This is a genomic window from Chimaeribacter sp. YP20170169 (assembly GCF_056739715.1).
The window spans coordinates 592934-608879 of record NZ_CP176824.1; the positions used below are offsets into that span (position 1 = coordinate 592934).

A 15946-nucleotide genomic window follows, 5' to 3' on the forward strand; every position below is an offset into this window, starting at 1 on the left:
TTAGCGCTGGAAGTCATAGACAGCGCCGAGCCGCAAAATCTGCGACAGCTCATCCAGCGCCACATAGACCTCGCGCAGCAGCTGCGGGTCGGCCAGATCGTTCGGATGCAGCCGGTCGCGGTAGTGGCGCTCGACCCAGCGGGTCAGGCGCTGGTAGAGCGCCTCATCCAGCAGGCTGCCGGGGTTGACCGCCGCCCGCTCCGCCTCGGTCAGCACCACCCGCAACCGCAAACAGGCCGGGCCGCCGCCGTTGCGCATACTCTCGCGCAGGTCAAACACCCGCACCTCATCCACCGGCGAGTTGGCGCGCTGGGTCATCTCCGTCAGGTAGGCCCAGACGTTGTCGCGCTGGCGGCACTCCTCCGGCACCACAATCATCATTTTGCCATCGGCTTTGCTCAACAACTGGCTATTGAACAGGTAGGAGGCGACGGCGTCCGCCAGACTCACCTGTGCCGTCGGCACCTCCAGGCTGGCGAAGGGCTGGCCGAGCGCCGCCAGTTTCTGCTCCAGTTGCGCCAGCACCGCCGCCTGATCGACAAACGCCTGTTGGTGGTGGAACAGCACGTGGCGGTTGCTGACGGCGATCACGTCGTTATGGAACACACCGCTGTCGATGGCCTGCGGGTTCTGCTGCACGAACAGGGTACGCGCCGGGTCGAGCTGGTGGAGGCGCGCCACCGCCTGGCTGGCCTCGAGCGTCTGGCGCGCCGGGTAGCGCTGCGGCTGCGGCCCGTCGCCAAAGGCGCGGCGGCCATAAACAAACATCTGCACGCCGGGCGTGGCGTAGTCGCCGCCGAGCCGGTTGTGGTTGGCCGCCCCCTCATCGCCGAAATCGCCATGCTGCGGCAGGGCGTCGTGGTGGCAGAAGTGCTCCCCGCCGGGAAGGTGGCGCGCAGGATCGCCGCGGTGGCCGGGGCTTCCAGCGAGCGGTGCAGTTTGTTGTTCAGGTTGGCGACGGTAAAGTGCACCCGCCCGTCGGCGCTGTCGGCGGAGGGCGACACGGTGGCGGCGTTGGCCGTCCACATTGATGAGGCCGAACTGAGGGTCGAGAGCAACTGTGGCGCGCTGGCCGCTGCCTGCCGCAGCAACTGCTCATCATTGCCGCTGAAGCCCAGTGCGCGCAGCGCCGTGACATTCGGGCGCGGCTGGGGCGGCAGCACGCCCTGCACAAAACCGGCGTCCGCCAGTGCCTTCATCTTCGCCAGCCCCTGCAAGGCGGCCTTGCGCGGGTTGGAGAGGCCATCCTTGTTGTGCAGCGAGGCCTCATTGCCGACTGACAGCCCGGCATAGTGGTGCGTCGGGCCGACCAGACCATCAAAATTTGCTTCAAATCCAGACATAAAAACCTCAATAGGTTAGAAGTGCAGGCCAGGGCTGAGGGTGGCGGGCAGGGCCAGATCCTCGCTGACCAGTGAGGCCATCGGCCAGGCGCAGTAGTCGGCGGCGTAGAAGGCGCTGGGCCGGTGGTTGCCAGACGCGCCGACCCCGCCGAACGGGGCCTGACTGGAGGCACCGGTCAATGGCTTGTTCCAGTTGACGATGCCAGCGCGGGCCTCCGCCGCCAGTTGGTCGAAGCGTGCCGGATCCGGAGAGATCAAGCCGATCGCCAGCCCGTAGCGGGTCTGGTTGGCGAGGTCTATCGCCTCCTCAAAGGTTTGATAGCGAATCACTGACAGCAGCGGGCCGAAGTGCTCCTCATCCGGCACTCCCGCCACGCCGGTCAGCTCAATGATGCCCGGCGTCAGTAGGGTGGCGTTGGCGTCCGGCTGGGTCATCTCCAGCAGCGTGCGGCCGCCCAACGTCTGCAACTGCTGTTGCGCCTGCAACATCGACTCCGCCGCCTGCAAGGAGATCACGCCGCCCATAAAGGGCTGCGGATCGGCGTCCCAGCGGCCGACGCGGATCTGCTGGCTGACGGCCACCAGCCGGTCGATCAGCGCGTCGCCCTCCGGCCCGGCCTTCACCAGCAGGCGGCGGGCGCAGGTACAGCGTTGGCCAGCGGAGATAAAGGCCGACTGGATAATGGTGTGCACCGCCGCATCCTGATCCGCCACGCTATCGACGATCAGCGCATTGTTGCCGCCCATCTCCAGCGCCAGCATCTTCTCTGGCTGGCCCGCCAGCACGCGGTGGAAGTGGAAGCCTGCCGCCGCGCTGCCGGTAAACAGCACGCCGTCAATCTGCGGGTTCTCCAGCAGGGCACGGCCAGTTTCGCGCCCGCCCTGCACCAGATTGAGTACGCCCGCTGGCAGCCCGGCCTGCTGCCACAGCGTGACCGTCATCTCGGCGGTGGCCGGGGTCAGCTCGCTTGGCTTGAACACCAGCGTATTGCCAGCAATCAGCGCCGGGATGATGTGGCCGTTCGGCAGGTGGCCGGGGAAGTTGTAGGGGCCGAATACCGCCATCACGCCGTGCGGCTTGTGGCGCAGCAGCGCCTTGCCGTCAGCCATCGGCGTTTCGCTGTCGCCGGTGCGGCGCTGCCACGCCTCTATCGAGATGGCGGCCTTGCCTATCATCGACTGCACCTCGGTGCGCGTCTCCCACAGCGGCTTGCTGGTCTCCTGGCTGATCAGGCGCGCCAGCGGCTCCTTGTGATCCGCCAGCAGGGCAGCGAAGCGCTCCACGATGGCGATGCGCCCGGCTACCGGCGTGCGTGACCAGCCGCGGAAGGCGTCACGTGCGGCCTGCACGGCGGCCTGCACCTCACTGGCCCCGGCGCTCTGCGCCTGCCAGAGCACCTGTTGGTCATTGGGGGAGAATTTACTGAAACGCGGGCCACTGCCGGGCAGCCAGTCACCGGCAATAAAGTGTGCGGCATGGGTCATGCGATCTGCTCCTCGGGAAGTAAACTGACCAGCCGGGCGTGGTCGCCGTCGGCCAGGTGCAGCGAGTCCATCATGGGGGCGCTGAGCGCCAGGGTGCCGGTATGGGCGTCGGTCTCCACCAGCAGCGCGCGGAAATCCTCAAACTGTTGGTTGGCGACGATGCAGGGGCGGCCTGTGGCCATCGCCCCCTGATGCACCGGCAGCACGCGGCTGGCGCGCACCGCGCGGATGGCGTCGGTCTCGCCCTCCAGCACCGGGCCGGCGTCAAAAATGTCCACCGAGCCGCGCCAGTTAAGCCCCTCTTTCTCAAGGATGGCGCGCGCCGGGGCGGTGTGCGGGTGCACCTCGCCAATCACCCGCTGCGCCTCTTCCGGCAGCAGCGAGACATAGATCGGGTAGGAGGGCATCAGCTCGGCGATAAAGGTTTTGTTGCCGATGCCGGTCAGGTAGTCCGCCTCGGCAAACGGGATCTCAAAGAAGTGGTGGCCCAGCGCGTCCCAGAAGGCGGAGCGCCCGCCGCTGTCAACGACCCCACGCAGCTCGGCGAACAGATGCGACGAGAAGATCTCACGGAAGGCGGCGATAAACAGGAAGCGCGCCTTGGAGAGGAACAGCCCGTTGCGGTTCTTCTGGTAGGCCGGATCGAGGAACAGGGTGCACAGCTCGCTGTGGCCGGTGTGGTCATAGCTGAGGTAGAGCGTCTCCAGCGTTTTGTAGACCCCCAGATCGCGCGAGGCGCGCACTGTGCGCTGGATGCGGAAGTTGTAGAACGGCTCATCCAGCCCGACCGCCACCTCAATGGCGCTGACGCCCACCACCCGCGCCAGCTCGGTATCCTCCAGCACGAACAGGAAGCCCTGCTGCGCGCGCGGCCGCAGCCCGGCGAAGGTCTCTACGCTGCGCGCAATACGGGCGCGCAGGCGATCCGGGTGGTTCGGCAGTGAGGTCAACCCGACGCCAGCGCGGGCGGAGAGGTCGAGGATATCCTGTAGGTCAGTCTCCCTGACCGGGCGAAACAGCATCATGGCAACCTCCGCAACTCAGACAAAGCGGGCCACGGCGCGCGCCAGACGGGCAAACGCCTCGTCCAGATCGCGGTGGCTGATATCCAGCGCCGGCGCAAAGCGCAGCACGTCCGGCCCGGCGATCAGGGCGATCAGCCCCTCTTCGGCGGCCAGATTGGTCAGGGCCTTGGCCTTGCCGCGCCACGGCTCCGCCAGCTCCGCGCCAATCAGCAGCCCCTTGCCGCGCAGCGCGCTGAACACACCATAGCGGGCATTCAGCTCCGCCAGGCGGCGCATCATCTCATCATGGCGCTCGCGCACGCCCTGTAACAGTGGCTCATCCAGCAGCGAGAGCACCTGCTCCGCCACCGTCGCCGCCAGCGGGTTGCCGCCGAAGGTGGTGCCGTGCGTGCCAGGCTGGAAAGCCTGTGCCCACGACTCTTTCGCCAGCATTGCGCCAATCGGGAAGCCACCGCCCAGCCCCTTGGCGCTGGTCAGCAGATCCGGCTCCACGCCGTAGGTCTGGTAGGCGTAGAGCATCCCGGTGCGGCCCGCGCCGGTCTGCACTTCGTCAAAGATCAGGGTGGCGTTGAACTTGTCACACAGGGTACGCAGCCCCTGTAGGAAGGCCGGGTCGGCCGGGATCACGCCGCCTTCGCCCACCACTGGTTCGACGATGATGGCGCAAGTCTTGTCAGAGATGTGGTTCTCCACCGCCTGCAAGTCGTTGTAGGGCAGGTGGGTGATGCCAGCTGGCAGCGGCGCGTAGTCGGCGGAGTATTTCGGCTGGCCGCCGACGGTAACGGTGAACAGCGTGCGGCCGTGGAAGGAGTTCTTGAAGGCGATGATCTCATGCTTGTGCGCGCCGTGGTGGTCATGGGCATACTTGCGCGCCAGCTTCAGCGCCGCCTCATTGGCCTCGGCCCCGGAGTTGCAGAAGAACACCTTGTCAGCGAAGGTGGACTCCACCAGCCGTTTCGCCAGCCGCAGCACTGGCTCGTTGGTGTAGCCATTGCCGATGTGCCACAGCTTGCTGGCCTGCTCGGTGAGGGCGGCGACCAGCGCGGGCTGCGCATGGCCAAGGGAGTTCACCGCAATGCCACCGGCCAAATCAATATACTCCTTGCCGGATTGATCCCAGACGCGGGAACCGGCCGCCTTGACCGGAATAAAGGGCGCAGGTGAAAAGCAGGGAACCATATATTTATCAAACCAGTCGCGCTGAATTTTTTCAGACATTACACCCTCTCCTGATCGCTATTTTTTAAAGGCGAACTCATCCCGGCCCTTAATGTTTCAGGGCCTGTACGCAAGTTCATTTAAGCCAACATGTTGTTACATCGTGCCAACGTGAGCCTTAACAGCCACTTGGCGCGGTGTTGAAATGTATTTTTATGAAAATAAAGGACTTTTTCCTGTATTCCTGATGGATGTGGCCGGACTGGTGGCCCGTGAATGCTCTCAATGCTGGCCGTGTGCTTTAACAAAGTCAACACACCGAATCGCAAAATATTCACTTTTTGATCACATTCAAGCTTCTGAAAAATAGGAAAAATTCTTTTTTTATGCATTTTAAGTGCATAAAAACTGCATAAAAATCCCTTCCCTATGGGAGCGCGAAAAGATAATTATTTATTCACATTGGGCGGGTTTAATTTCCCGGCGGGAAACTTTTTCGCAGAATTTAGCCATTTACCCCGGCTTTTTAAATGCTAGATTAATATCCGCATAGTGATATGCAGGTCACTTCCACGGTTCTAACAACATAAATAACTTTATTTAAAAAAAGGTTTGTTATGGAAAAGCTATCTTACGTCTCAGAGAGCAGCACGTCGGCATGGTCCACTTACCTTCAACAAATCGACCGCGTCGCACCCTACCTCGGCGACCTGTCACGCTGGATTGATACCCTACGCCACCCCAAACGCGCCCTGATTGTGGACATCCCGTTGCAGATGGATGACGGCACTATCCGCCACTTCGAGGGGTTCCGCGTGCAGCACAACCTCTCCCGTGGGCCGGGCAAGGGCGGCATCCGCTTCCACCCCGACGTGGATCTCAATGAGGTGATGGCGCTCTCCGCCTGGATGACCATCAAGTGCGCCGCGGTCAACCTGCCGTATGGCGGGGCGAAGGGCGGCATCCGCGTCGATCCCTTCTCCCTCTCCGAAGGCGAGCTGGAGCGGCTAACGCGCCGTTACACCAGCGAGATTGGCGTGATCATCGGCCCACAGAAAGACATTCCCGCGCCGGACGTCGGCACCAACCCGAAAGTTATGGCCTGGATGATGGACACCTACTCCATGAACCACGGCACCACCGTCACCGGCGTGGTGACCGGCAAGCCCATTCACCTTGGCGGCTCGCTGGGGCGTGAGAAGGCCACCGGCCGCGGGGTGTTTGTCACCGGCAAAGAGGTGGCGCGCCGCGCTGGCATTGGCATTGAGGGCGCCCGCATCGCGGTGCAGGGCTTCGGCAACGTCGGCAGCGAGGCCGCACGGCTGTTCGCCGAGGCGGGCGCGCGGGTGGTGGCGATCCAGGACCACACCGCCACGCTGTTCAACGCCGGCGGCATTGATCTGCACGCCCTGAGCGAGTGGCAGAACCAGCACAAGCAGATCGCTGGTTTCTCCGGTGCGAAGGAGATCGATAGCGAGGCATTCTGGACGGTGCAGATGGACATCCTCATCCCGGCCGCGCTGGAGGGGCAGATCACCCGCGCCCGCGCCGAGTCACTGAGCTGCAAGCTGGTGCTAGAGGGGGCGAACGGCCCGACCTTCCCGGAGGCGGATGACATCCTGAAGGCGCGCGGCATCACCGTGGTGCCAGACGTGATCTGCAACGCCGGCGGCGTGACGGTCAGTTACTTTGAGTGGGTGCAGGATATGGCGAGCTTCTTCTGGAGCGAGGAGGAGATCAACGCGCGCATGGACAAGATCATGACTGACGCGATGGTGCACGTCTGGGATAAGGCGGTAGAGAAGTCCTGCACGCTGCGCACCGCGGCCTATATCGTCGCCTGTGAGCGCATCCTGATGGCGCGCAAAGATCGCGGCATCTATCCGGGCTGATACGAGGGTGCACGGGCGACGGCCCGTGCACCCGGTCGCTTACTGGTATTGCAGGTAGGCGACGTGGCTCTGCAAGTACTCCTCCAGCCCGTGGCGGCCATCCGCGCCACCGATGCCAGACTTACGCCACCCGGCGTGGAATCCCTGCATCGCCTCAAAGTTCTCACGGTTGATGTAGGTTTCGCCGAACTTCAGCCCTTTTATCGCCTTCATCGCCACATTCAGATCGCGGGTAAAGATGGAGGAGGTGAGGCCATACTCGCTGTCATTCGCCAGCGCGATCGCCTCTTCCAGCGTGGAGAAGGCCATCACCGGCAGCACCGGGCCGAAGGTCTCCTCTTTCATTACCGCCATGTCAGCACGGACGTTGGTCAGCAGCGTTGGCTCGAAGAAGTAGCCGCGCTCGCCGAAGCGTTTGCCACCAATCTCCACTTTCGCGCCCTGTCCCACGGCCTGCGCCACCTTCTGCTCGACGCGCTCTAGCGCCGCGCGGGTGATTAGCGGCCCCATGTCCAGCTCGCTCTGTTGTGCCGGATCGCCCACCGTCACCTGGCGGAACGCCTCGGTCAGGCGGCTGACGAACGCTTCATAAATTCCCTCCTGCACATAGAGGCGCTCGGCGCAGTTGCACACCTGCCCAGTGTTGATGACGCGGGAGCTGACAATCGCCTTGACCGCCAGATCGACGTCGGCGTCATTCATCACGATGGCCGGTGCCTTGCCGCCCAACTCCAGCGACACCTTGGTAACGTTGTTGGCCGCCGCCTGCATGGTGGCGATGCCAGCGTTGACGCTGCCGGTCAGGCTGACCATGCCGACTTTTGGGTTGCCCGCCAGCTCCTGGCCGACCACCGGGCCATAGCCGGTGACGATATTGAACACGCCGGCGGGCAGGCCCACCTCATCAACGATTTCGGCGAAGATCACCGCATTATTGGGGGTCAGTTCGCTGGGTTTCAGCACGATGGTATTGCCGGTGACCAGCGCTGGCGCGGCCTTACGGGCGATCAGGAAGAACGGGAAGTTCCACGGCAGGATGCCGGTGGTAACGCCAATCGCCTTCTTGAACACCAAAATGTTCTCGTTCGGGCGATCGCTCTGCACGATCTCACCCTCATAACGGCGCGCCCAGCCAGCCATGTACTCCAGATAGTCGGCGGTGAACAGCACCTCGGTCTTCGCCAGCGCCTGGGTTTTGCCGCCCTCTGCCACGATGGTCGCCGTCAGCTCAGCCTCGCGGCGGCGGATGCCTTCGGCAATCTTGATCAGCCAGTTGCCACGCTCCACCGCTGGCAGCGCCTCCCAATCCGCCTGCGCTGCCTCCGCCGCATCAATGGCACGGCGCGCATCCTCGGCACTGCCCTCCGGCACCAGCGACAGCACCTCCTCCGTCGCCGGGTTCACTACCTCAATCCACTTGTCGCTGCGGTTCTCAACGAACTGGCCGTTGATGTACATCTGTTGCTTCACTGGCGCCATGGTAGCCTCTCCGTAAACAGTATTTTATCGTCATGTTAATAAACAGGTCATTTCCTGTTATTTGCCCGCCAACATGACCTACCTGGCCGGAAAACACCTTCATCTGGCTGCCATCTTCCGGCGCGCAGTGGCACTCACCAGAAGACTGGGATGACGCGGTTGGCATTTTTACGGTTTTTGTAGGGGAGGGGGAGTTAAACCCCCGGCTTTTTTATCTACAAAGTGTAATGACATTGGCGTTACAGGGATTGTATAATTACTGTTCAGAAAAGAGAGGAGGGCACTATGCCTGCTGCGAATAGTTTGTCCATTAAGCGGGAAACCCTGAACCTGCGCATCAAGCCCGCTGAACGTGAACTGATTGACCGTGCGGCGAAAGCCAAAGGAAAAAACCGCACTGATTTTGTATTAGACGCGGCCCGTGCCGCTGCGGAAGAGACGTTGATTGAGCAACGCATCATTATGGCTGATCCAGAAGCATATCAGGAATTCCTCACGCGCCTCGATCAGGCTCCCGCACCCAATGCCGCGCTACGCAAGACCATGAAAACCCCGGCACCTTGGGAACAGGAAAAATGATCACTGCCCCTGAGCCACTGCACGCCGAACACGATCTGACGCTCTTCAATTGCGGCGTGGAGTCTATGGATAGCTGGCTGAAACAGCGGGCCATGAAAAATCAGCTGACAGGGGCTTCCCGCACGTTTGTCTGCTGTGAAAATGCCAGGGTGATGGCCTATTACTCACTGGCATCCAGTGCGGTAACAACAAGCACGGCACCTGGCCGCTTTCGCCGCAACATGCCTGACCCCATTCCGGTTATCGTGTTGGGGCGTCTGGCGGTCGATCAATCCCTGCATGGTCAAGGAATTGGCCGGGCGCTGGTACGTGACGCTGGCCTACGGGTGATCCAGGTGGCAGAAACCATCGGCATCCGCGGAATGCTGGTTCATGCGCTGTCTGATGATGCACGGGCTTTTTACTTACAGGTAGGTTTCGAGCCATCACCGATTGATCCAATGATGCTGATGGTGACGTTGGGAGATTTGGCGGACAGTATTGTCTGAATAAAAACCTCTACCAATAAAAAGCACCTTAATCTGAAATTTCCTGAATGGCAGGTTTCCAGATCGTGCATACCTCCTGGTATTAACGCATGTGTAAAGAGTTGCCGTGAAATTTCCTTTCTTCTGACGAAAACAAATAAGCCCCGTTTAAATGAATAATAAGAAAAGATGAAAGCCTGAAAAGGTCGTCAATTTTTCACTTGCTCAGTCACGTCCCGCTTCTCATTTTTGATAAAAGTACAAAATCAGATATTCCATGTGATTGGTGGTATTTTGTACAGAACCTCGCCCTAAGATAAATTGACCATTTGCTGCACACCCTTATTCCACAAGGCCTGAAGGGGTATATGTAGTAAAATTCTTATAAATCAGAAAGATGATCTGTAGTTGTTAAAAGCTGAGAATGTAAAATATTGTTACATTTTTTCATTTCCGATCAACCAGGGAACGTTTCTACACTCCCGCTATTGGGTATTATCCGAATTTTTTTCATTTCAGAAAAATACTCAAAGTACAGTTTCGGCATGCTGGTGGATGGAGTGCGCCCGCTTTTTAGTTCCGGGATTTTTATTTGCGTCGGATGACGCGAACCGGAAAGTTGTTCTGGCAGGGTAGTTTTTTCTTATTTATTTCTCACTGGCGTTGACCGTTTCTATTACTCCATAGAACAGGGACAGCCATGTCTAACTCTTCCTTTCAGTCCGAAATCCCTAAAGCGCGTATTAATTTAAAACTTGATTTGCATACCGATGGTGCGAGCAAGAAAACGGAACTCCCCCTGAAATTACTGGTAGCGGGCGACTTCAGTCATGGTCAGGAGTCTGCACCCCTGTCTGAGCGCAAAAAAGTCAGCTTGAACAAAAATAATTTTGACTCTGTGCTTTCCGAATATTCCCCAAACGTCAATCTGACCGTCAAAAACACGCTGGCTGATGACGGTAGCGAAGACAATATCAGTCTGACCTTCCGGAGCATGAAGGATTTCACCCCCGAGCAGGTTTCCCGGCAAATCCCTCAGCTGAAGGCAATGCTTTCCATGCGCAACCTGCTTCGCGATTTAAAAGCGAACCTGCTGGATAACCAGGCATTCCGAAAGGAGCTGGAAAAAATACTGCTCGACCCGGCGTTAAGCGCAGAACTCAGAGCCGAACTCTCAGCCCTGGCCCCAAAAGAGCCATAACGGTCACTGATGATTTAACGGATTAATAAGGAAGATGTTGATGTCTGTAAAAAATGAGAATGCCGCAGGTAGCGAGAGTGTGGTGCTGGAACGTCCTGCTGCAGGCGGGGTTTATGCGTCCCTGTTTGAAAAAATCAACCTGAACCCGGTCTCTGAGCTGAGTGCGCTCGATATCTGGCAGGACGCGCAGGCGATGTCGGATGCGACCGCGGATGAACGTTTAACGGCGGGGATGCAGGTGTTTCTGGAGTGTCTGACAAAATCGGGTTCAAAAGTTGAAAAACTCGACAAAAACCTGATTGACCATCATATCGCTGAGCTGGACGACCAGATTAGCCGTCAGCTGGATGCCATCATGCACCATGAGGACTTTCAGGCGGTAGAAAGTCTATGGCGCGGCGTGAAATCCCTGGTCGACAAAACCGATTTCCGCCAGAACGTGAAGGTTGAGTTGCTGGATATGTCAAAAGAAGATCTGCGTCAGGACTTCGAAGACTGCCCGGAAATTATCCAGAGCGGGTTATACCGTCAGACATACATTTCTGAGTATGACACCCCGGGTGGCGAGCCTATTGCTGCTGTCATCTCTGCGTATGAATTTGATGCCTCAGCCCAGGATGTTGCGCTGTTGCGCAACATTTCTAAAGTCTCCGCTGCTGCCCACATGCCGTTTATCGGCTCTGCTGGCCCGAAATTCTTCCTCAAGGAGTCAATGGAAGAAGTGGCAGCCATCAAGGATATCGGTAACTACTTTGACCGCGCTGAGTACATCAAGTGGAAATCCTTCCGCGAGACGGACGATGCTCGCTATATCGGCCTGGTGATGCCGCGCGTGCTGGGTCGCCTGCCGTATGGCCCGGACACCGTGCCCGTACGCAGCTTCAACTATGTCGAAGAAGTCAAAGGCCCGGATCACGATAAGTACCTGTGGACCAACGCCTCGTTTGCGTTCGCATCCAACATGGTTCGCAGCTTCATTAACAACGGCTGGTGTGTGCAAATTCGTGGCCCGCAGGCCGGTGGTGCTGTCCAGGATCTGCCAATCCATCTGTACGACCTCGGTACTGGCAACCAGGTGAAGATCCCGAGTGAGGTGATGCTCCCGGAAACCCGCGAATTTGAATTCGCCAATCTGGGCTTCATTCCCCTGTCGTACTACAAGAACCGCGACTACGCATGCTTCTTCTCGGCGAACTCCACGCAGAAACCGGCGCTGTATGACACCGCCGATGCGACCGCCAACAGCCGTATCAATGCGCGTCTGCCGTACATCTTCCTGCTATCGCGTATTGCCCATTATCTGAAGCTGATTCAGCGCGAAAACATCGGCACAACCAAAGACCGTCGTCTGCTGGAGCTGGAGCTGAACACCTGGGTGCGCACGCTGGTGACTGAAATGACCGATCCAGGCGACGAGCTGCAGGCTTCCCACCCGCTGCGCGATGCGAAAGTGGTGGTGGAAGACATTGAAGACAACCCGGGCTTCTTCCGCGTGAAACTCTATGCGGTGCCGCACTTCCAGGTGGAAGGGATGGACGTCAACCTGTCACTGGTTTCCCAGATGCCAAAAGCCAAGTCGTAAAGCGAGGGGAGATCAGGGATGAAAATTTACCGCCCACTTTGGGAGGATGGGGCCGCTCTGGCCCCCCAACAATTCCAGCAGCAGGCTCGCTGGAATGAACACGTTGCCGACATGGTCGCCCGGATGGGGGTTTCTTATCCCTGGGGCGTGGTGGCGGCAGAATTTGACGATGCAGCACTGGCGCTCTCGCGCCTGAACGCCACCCGTCTGGTGGTGCGCTTTCAGGACGGTACCCTTGTGGATACCGATCTGGCTGACACGCTTCCTCCAGTCTGTGATTTGTCTGTTGCCGCCGGCAGCGAAGCTGTTGACGTGGTTGTCGCGCTGCCGCTGCTGAGTGCAAGTGGTGGCAACCTTGATAACGGTCAGGACAGTGAGCGCCCGCGTCGCTGGAAATCGGAACGCCTAGTGGTACAGGAACTGGCCGGTCACGAAAGCGGGGAGCTCGCCGTTCTGCGGAATGCGCTGACCCTGCGTCTGTCCAGCCAGGAAAACACGGCATACCTGACCTGTTCGGTCACCCGCCTGGTGCGTAATGCGCAGGGGCAGTGGAGCCGTGATCCGGCCTTTATCCCGCCAATGCTGTCTGTTGCCGCCAGTCCGTGGCTTGCCACCGAACTGGGTGACCTGCTGATCCGTCTGCAGGCCCGTCGCCGTCGCCTGATGGCCATGCGCCGTGAAAGTAATGAGCGGATGGCCGACTTTGCGGTCGCGGATGTCTCCCTGTTCTGGCTGCTCAATGCCCTGAACAGCGCCGAGCCGGTGCTGACGGAACTGTTACAGACGCCGGATCGTCACCCGGAACTGCTGTACCGCGAGCTGACCCGTCTGGCCGGGAGTCTGCTGACCTTCTCACTGGAGCACGACGCCGGCGATATTCCGGCTTACCAGCACGATGCACCGGAGCGGGTATTCCCGCCGCTGCTGGCACTGCTCGATAAGCTGCTGGAAGCGAGCCTGCCGTCGCGGGTGGTGAGTATCCACCTAGAGCATCAGGACCAGATCTGGAAAGGGGTTCTGCATGATGCGCGCCTGCGCGAAGGGGCGGACTTCTATCTCTCCGTACGCTCCTCCATGCCGAACCATGAACTTCAGACGAAATTCCCGCAGCTGTGTAAAGCGGGCAGCCTTGATGATGTGTCCGATGTGGTGAATGTGGCGCTGAGCGGCATGGTTATCAAGCCGCTGACCCATGTGCCGGCCGCTATCCCGTTACGCCTTGAGAACCAGTATTTCTCGCTGGATCTGAGTACTGAGGCGGCGCGCGCAATGCTTGAGATGGGGAACTGCACCTTCTATACCCCGCGCTCACTGGGGGATGTGAATCTTGAACTCTTTGCGGTGCTGCGCTCATGAATAAATCCGAACTCAGCCAGATAGAACGCATTTTCTACCCGGGCTGGCTGATGGTCAGCCAGCTACGTGGCGGACAGGAAGTCCGGGACGGGGAAGGGCTCTATCGTCGGGCCTGCCGTCTGGTGCAGGAGGCAAAATCGGCGCTCACAGAGGCAGGTTACAGCAACATTGGCCGTGACCATATGGTGTACGCCCTGTGTGCACTGCTTGATGAGAGCGTGATGAACCGGGGAACCACCGATGATGGTTACCTGACCTGGCGCCGTGACCCGCTTCAGGCGCACTTCTTTGGCACCCTCAATGCCGGTGAGGAGCTGTGGGAACGGATCCGCAACCTGTTGAAAGAAACCGCTCCTGACGCCGCCGTCCTGACCTGCATGTACCGAACCCTGCAGCTGGGGTTCGTCGGTCAGTATCGTGCCCAGGATGATGAGCGCCGGGAAGATATCGTTCGCGCGCTTGCGGAACGGGTGCCGGCCTTCACGCTTGCCCAGGACGCCCCCCTTGTTGCCCGCGCATCACGCCTGCGCAGCGGTCGTCGCTGGTACTGGCTGAGCTGGGTTGTGGCCGCTGTCGCCCTGGTAGCGCTCTGGTTCTTCCTGTCGTCTTCGCTTACCGAGCTGGTAAGCCAGACCGTCATGCCGGGGTAAACGATGCGGGATGCGTACCGAAGTCTGTTAACTGCCCTGGGTGCCGTACTGGCGCTGTGGCTCATTCTGGGATTCTGGCCACTGTCCACGGGCAGCCGTGTGGCACTCAGCCTGCTGGTTGTTCTGGTGTCCGGGGCGATGTTCTGGCGTCAGCGTCGGGCCTCGCAGGCGCAGGCGACCGCTGTCCGGGAAATTGTGGATGAAAACCTGCCGCCGGAAGATTTTCAGGGCGCGGTGATCCTCGTCTGTGGCGACAACGCCCCGCTGTTTGTGTCCGGTTCCCGTCACCGGGAAACCCGGCAGGGCTGGTATCTGTGGGTGAAAGATGCGGAACAACTGCCACTCCTGGCACAGCACCTGAGCCTGGTGCGCCCGGCCCTGGTGTCGCAAATCTCTGTCATGCTGGCGGTGGTGCCTGAACAACACATCTCTGGCGATGATTTTACCCAGACTCTTCGGGGCTGGCAGCGGGCTGTCGTCCAGTGCCGTGCGGCATTTGGCACACTCCCCCCGCTGTGGACCGTGACCTGGGTATCGCCCCCTGTGGCCTGTGCGGAGGCAGAACCCGTCTGGTTTACCACGCTTAACACGCAAAGCGGTATTCAGGTGTATCAGCCCGGTCAGGGCAATATGTCACTGACAGAGTGGACCCGGGAGAGTGGTTCAGACGGGCGTCTTTCGCGTCTGAGTCAGGGACTGTGGCTGGACAGCCTGCTTACCTGGCAGAACAGCGCAGTCAATGACCTGCTGTCGGTACGCCAGGGTGAGCTGCCGGTGATGAAACCCTGTGTACAGGGCATGTGCAGGGTGCCGGTGAGCGGTATCGAGGGCAATCTCTGGCAACAGTACATCACTACGGTGACGTCGCTGCCACCGGATGCCGTTGTGACGACAGAGCCACTGCCGCTGCCTGAACTGCTGCTGCCGGCACTGCCGCGCCGACGGGGCGTCAGCCGCAGAATGGTGTTCTGGGGCTATGCCGGATTACTGGGCGGGATTTTCCTGGCACTTGCCATGTTGGCCTCCTGGATGAACAACCAGCGCCTCATACGTAATGTGGGCGATCACCTTGCGTTGTATCACCAGCTGTCGGGGAAGCCTGTTGCCCCGAAACTGCGTGCCCAGCAGCGCCTCAGAGCCGATGGCGCATTGCTGGACGACTGGGCGCGTCGCGGGGAGCCACTGCGTTATCGCCTGGGCCTGTATCAAGGGCTGCGCCTGGTGCCGCCCGTTGAGGCTGCCGTCAGCGACTGGGCTCCGCCGCCACCACTACCACCGGTCATTAAGAAAATCATCCAGGGCCCGAAAACCATCCGTCTCGACAGCATGTCGCTGTTTGACTCCGGCAAAGCGGTACTGAAAACCGGCTCCACCAAAATGCTGGTCAATTCGCTGGTCGGTATTAAGGCGAAACCGGGCTGGCTGATTGTGGTCGCGGGTCACACCGATAACACCGGTAATGCACAGCTGAACCAGACGCTGTCGCTCGAGCGTGCCGCAGCGGTACGCGACTGGATGCGTGACACCGGTGACGTGCCGGAAAGCTGTTTTGCGGTGCAGGGCTATGGCGCAAGCCGTCCGATTGCAACCAATGACACGCCGGATGGGCGCGCGCTCAACCGCCGTGTCGAAATCAGTCTGGTACCGCAGGCGAATGCCTGTCAGATACCGGGCCACACCCAGGCGCCATCGCAGGATGATGGCGCATCACAACACCATCGAGAGTAAT

The 15946-nt window shown here is 60.0% G+C and carries 12 protein-coding genes and 1 pseudogene; 8 read left to right on the forward strand and 5 right to left on the reverse strand.

What is annotated here, in order from left to right:
• The 4 genes and pseudogenes from astB to ACK3SD_RS02710 all read right to left on the reverse strand — a co-directional run bounded on the left by astB (position 1) and on the right by ACK3SD_RS02710 (position 5071).
• Positions 1–1343 (reverse strand): annotated as a pseudogene (gene astB, locus ACK3SD_RS02695) (N-succinylarginine dihydrolase).
• A gap of 15 nt (positions 1344–1358) precedes the next feature.
• The gene (gene astD / locus ACK3SD_RS02700) at positions 1359–2828 is read right to left on the reverse strand and encodes a succinylglutamate-semialdehyde dehydrogenase (RefSeq protein ID WP_481126671.1); all 1470 of its coding nucleotides are present in this window, start codon (positions 2826–2828) and stop codon (positions 1359–1361) included.
• Positions 2825–3850, reverse strand: a complete 1026-nt coding sequence (astA, locus tag ACK3SD_RS02705; RefSeq protein ID WP_481127481.1) for an arginine N-succinyltransferase — start codon at positions 3848–3850, stop codon at positions 2825–2827. The genes astD and astA overlap by 4 nt, the downstream gene beginning before the upstream one ends.
• Before the next feature lie 18 nt (positions 3851–3868).
• Positions 3869–5071, reverse strand: a complete 1203-nt coding sequence (locus ACK3SD_RS02710) for a bifunctional succinylornithine transaminase/acetylornithine transaminase (RefSeq protein ID WP_481126672.1) — start codon at positions 5069–5071, stop codon at positions 3869–3871.
• Between the two features lie 557 nt (positions 5072–5628).
• Between ACK3SD_RS02710 and ACK3SD_RS02715 the strand changes: the two genes are divergently transcribed.
• The gene (locus ACK3SD_RS02715; RefSeq protein WP_481126673.1) at positions 5629–6903 is read left to right on the forward strand and encodes a Glu/Leu/Phe/Val family dehydrogenase; all 1275 of its coding nucleotides are present in this window, start codon (positions 5629–5631) and stop codon (positions 6901–6903) included.
• Between the two features lie 39 nt (positions 6904–6942).
• On the opposite strand, the gene aldA is transcribed toward ACK3SD_RS02715, so the two are convergent.
• Entirely contained in the window at positions 6943–8382 is a 1440-nt protein-coding gene (gene aldA, locus ACK3SD_RS02720; RefSeq protein ID WP_481126674.1) for an aldehyde dehydrogenase, read from the reverse strand.
• 285 nt (positions 8383–8667) lie between these two features.
• Here aldA and ACK3SD_RS02725 point away from each other — a divergent pair, with 285 nt between their 5' ends.
• From ACK3SD_RS02725 to ACK3SD_RS02755, 7 genes are all read left to right on the forward strand, one after another.
• Complete coding sequence (locus ACK3SD_RS02725; RefSeq protein ID WP_481126675.1) at positions 8668–8961, forward strand: type II toxin-antitoxin system TacA family antitoxin; 294 nt, start codon at positions 8668–8670, stop codon at positions 8959–8961.
• A complete protein-coding gene (locus ACK3SD_RS02730) occupies positions 8958–9449 on the forward strand; it encodes a GNAT family N-acetyltransferase (protein ID WP_481126676.1) in 492 nt (163 codons plus the stop codon). The genes ACK3SD_RS02725 and ACK3SD_RS02730 overlap by 4 nt, the downstream gene beginning before the upstream one ends.
• Before the next feature lie 679 nt (positions 9450–10128).
• Positions 10129–10629, forward strand: a complete 501-nt coding sequence (tssB, locus tag ACK3SD_RS02735) for a type VI secretion system contractile sheath small subunit (RefSeq protein WP_481126677.1) — start codon at positions 10129–10131, stop codon at positions 10627–10629.
• 34 nt (positions 10630–10663) lie between these two features.
• The gene (gene tssC / locus ACK3SD_RS02740; RefSeq protein ID WP_481126678.1) at positions 10664–12211 is read left to right on the forward strand and encodes a type VI secretion system contractile sheath large subunit; all 1548 of its coding nucleotides are present in this window, start codon (positions 10664–10666) and stop codon (positions 12209–12211) included.
• Between the two features lie 18 nt (positions 12212–12229).
• A complete protein-coding gene (gene tssK / locus ACK3SD_RS02745) occupies positions 12230–13567 on the forward strand; it encodes a type VI secretion system baseplate subunit TssK (RefSeq protein ID WP_481126679.1) in 1338 nt (445 codons plus the stop codon).
• On the forward strand, positions 13564–14217 hold the full coding sequence (gene tssL, locus ACK3SD_RS02750; RefSeq protein ID WP_481126680.1) for a type VI secretion system protein TssL, short form: 654 nt from the start codon (positions 13564–13566) through the stop codon (positions 14215–14217). The genes tssK and tssL overlap by 4 nt, the downstream gene beginning before the upstream one ends.
• A gap of 3 nt (positions 14218–14220) precedes the next feature.
• Entirely contained in the window at positions 14221–15945 is a 1725-nt protein-coding gene (locus ACK3SD_RS02755; RefSeq protein WP_481126681.1) for an OmpA family protein, read from the forward strand.
• Position 15946: the final 1 nt, after the last annotated feature.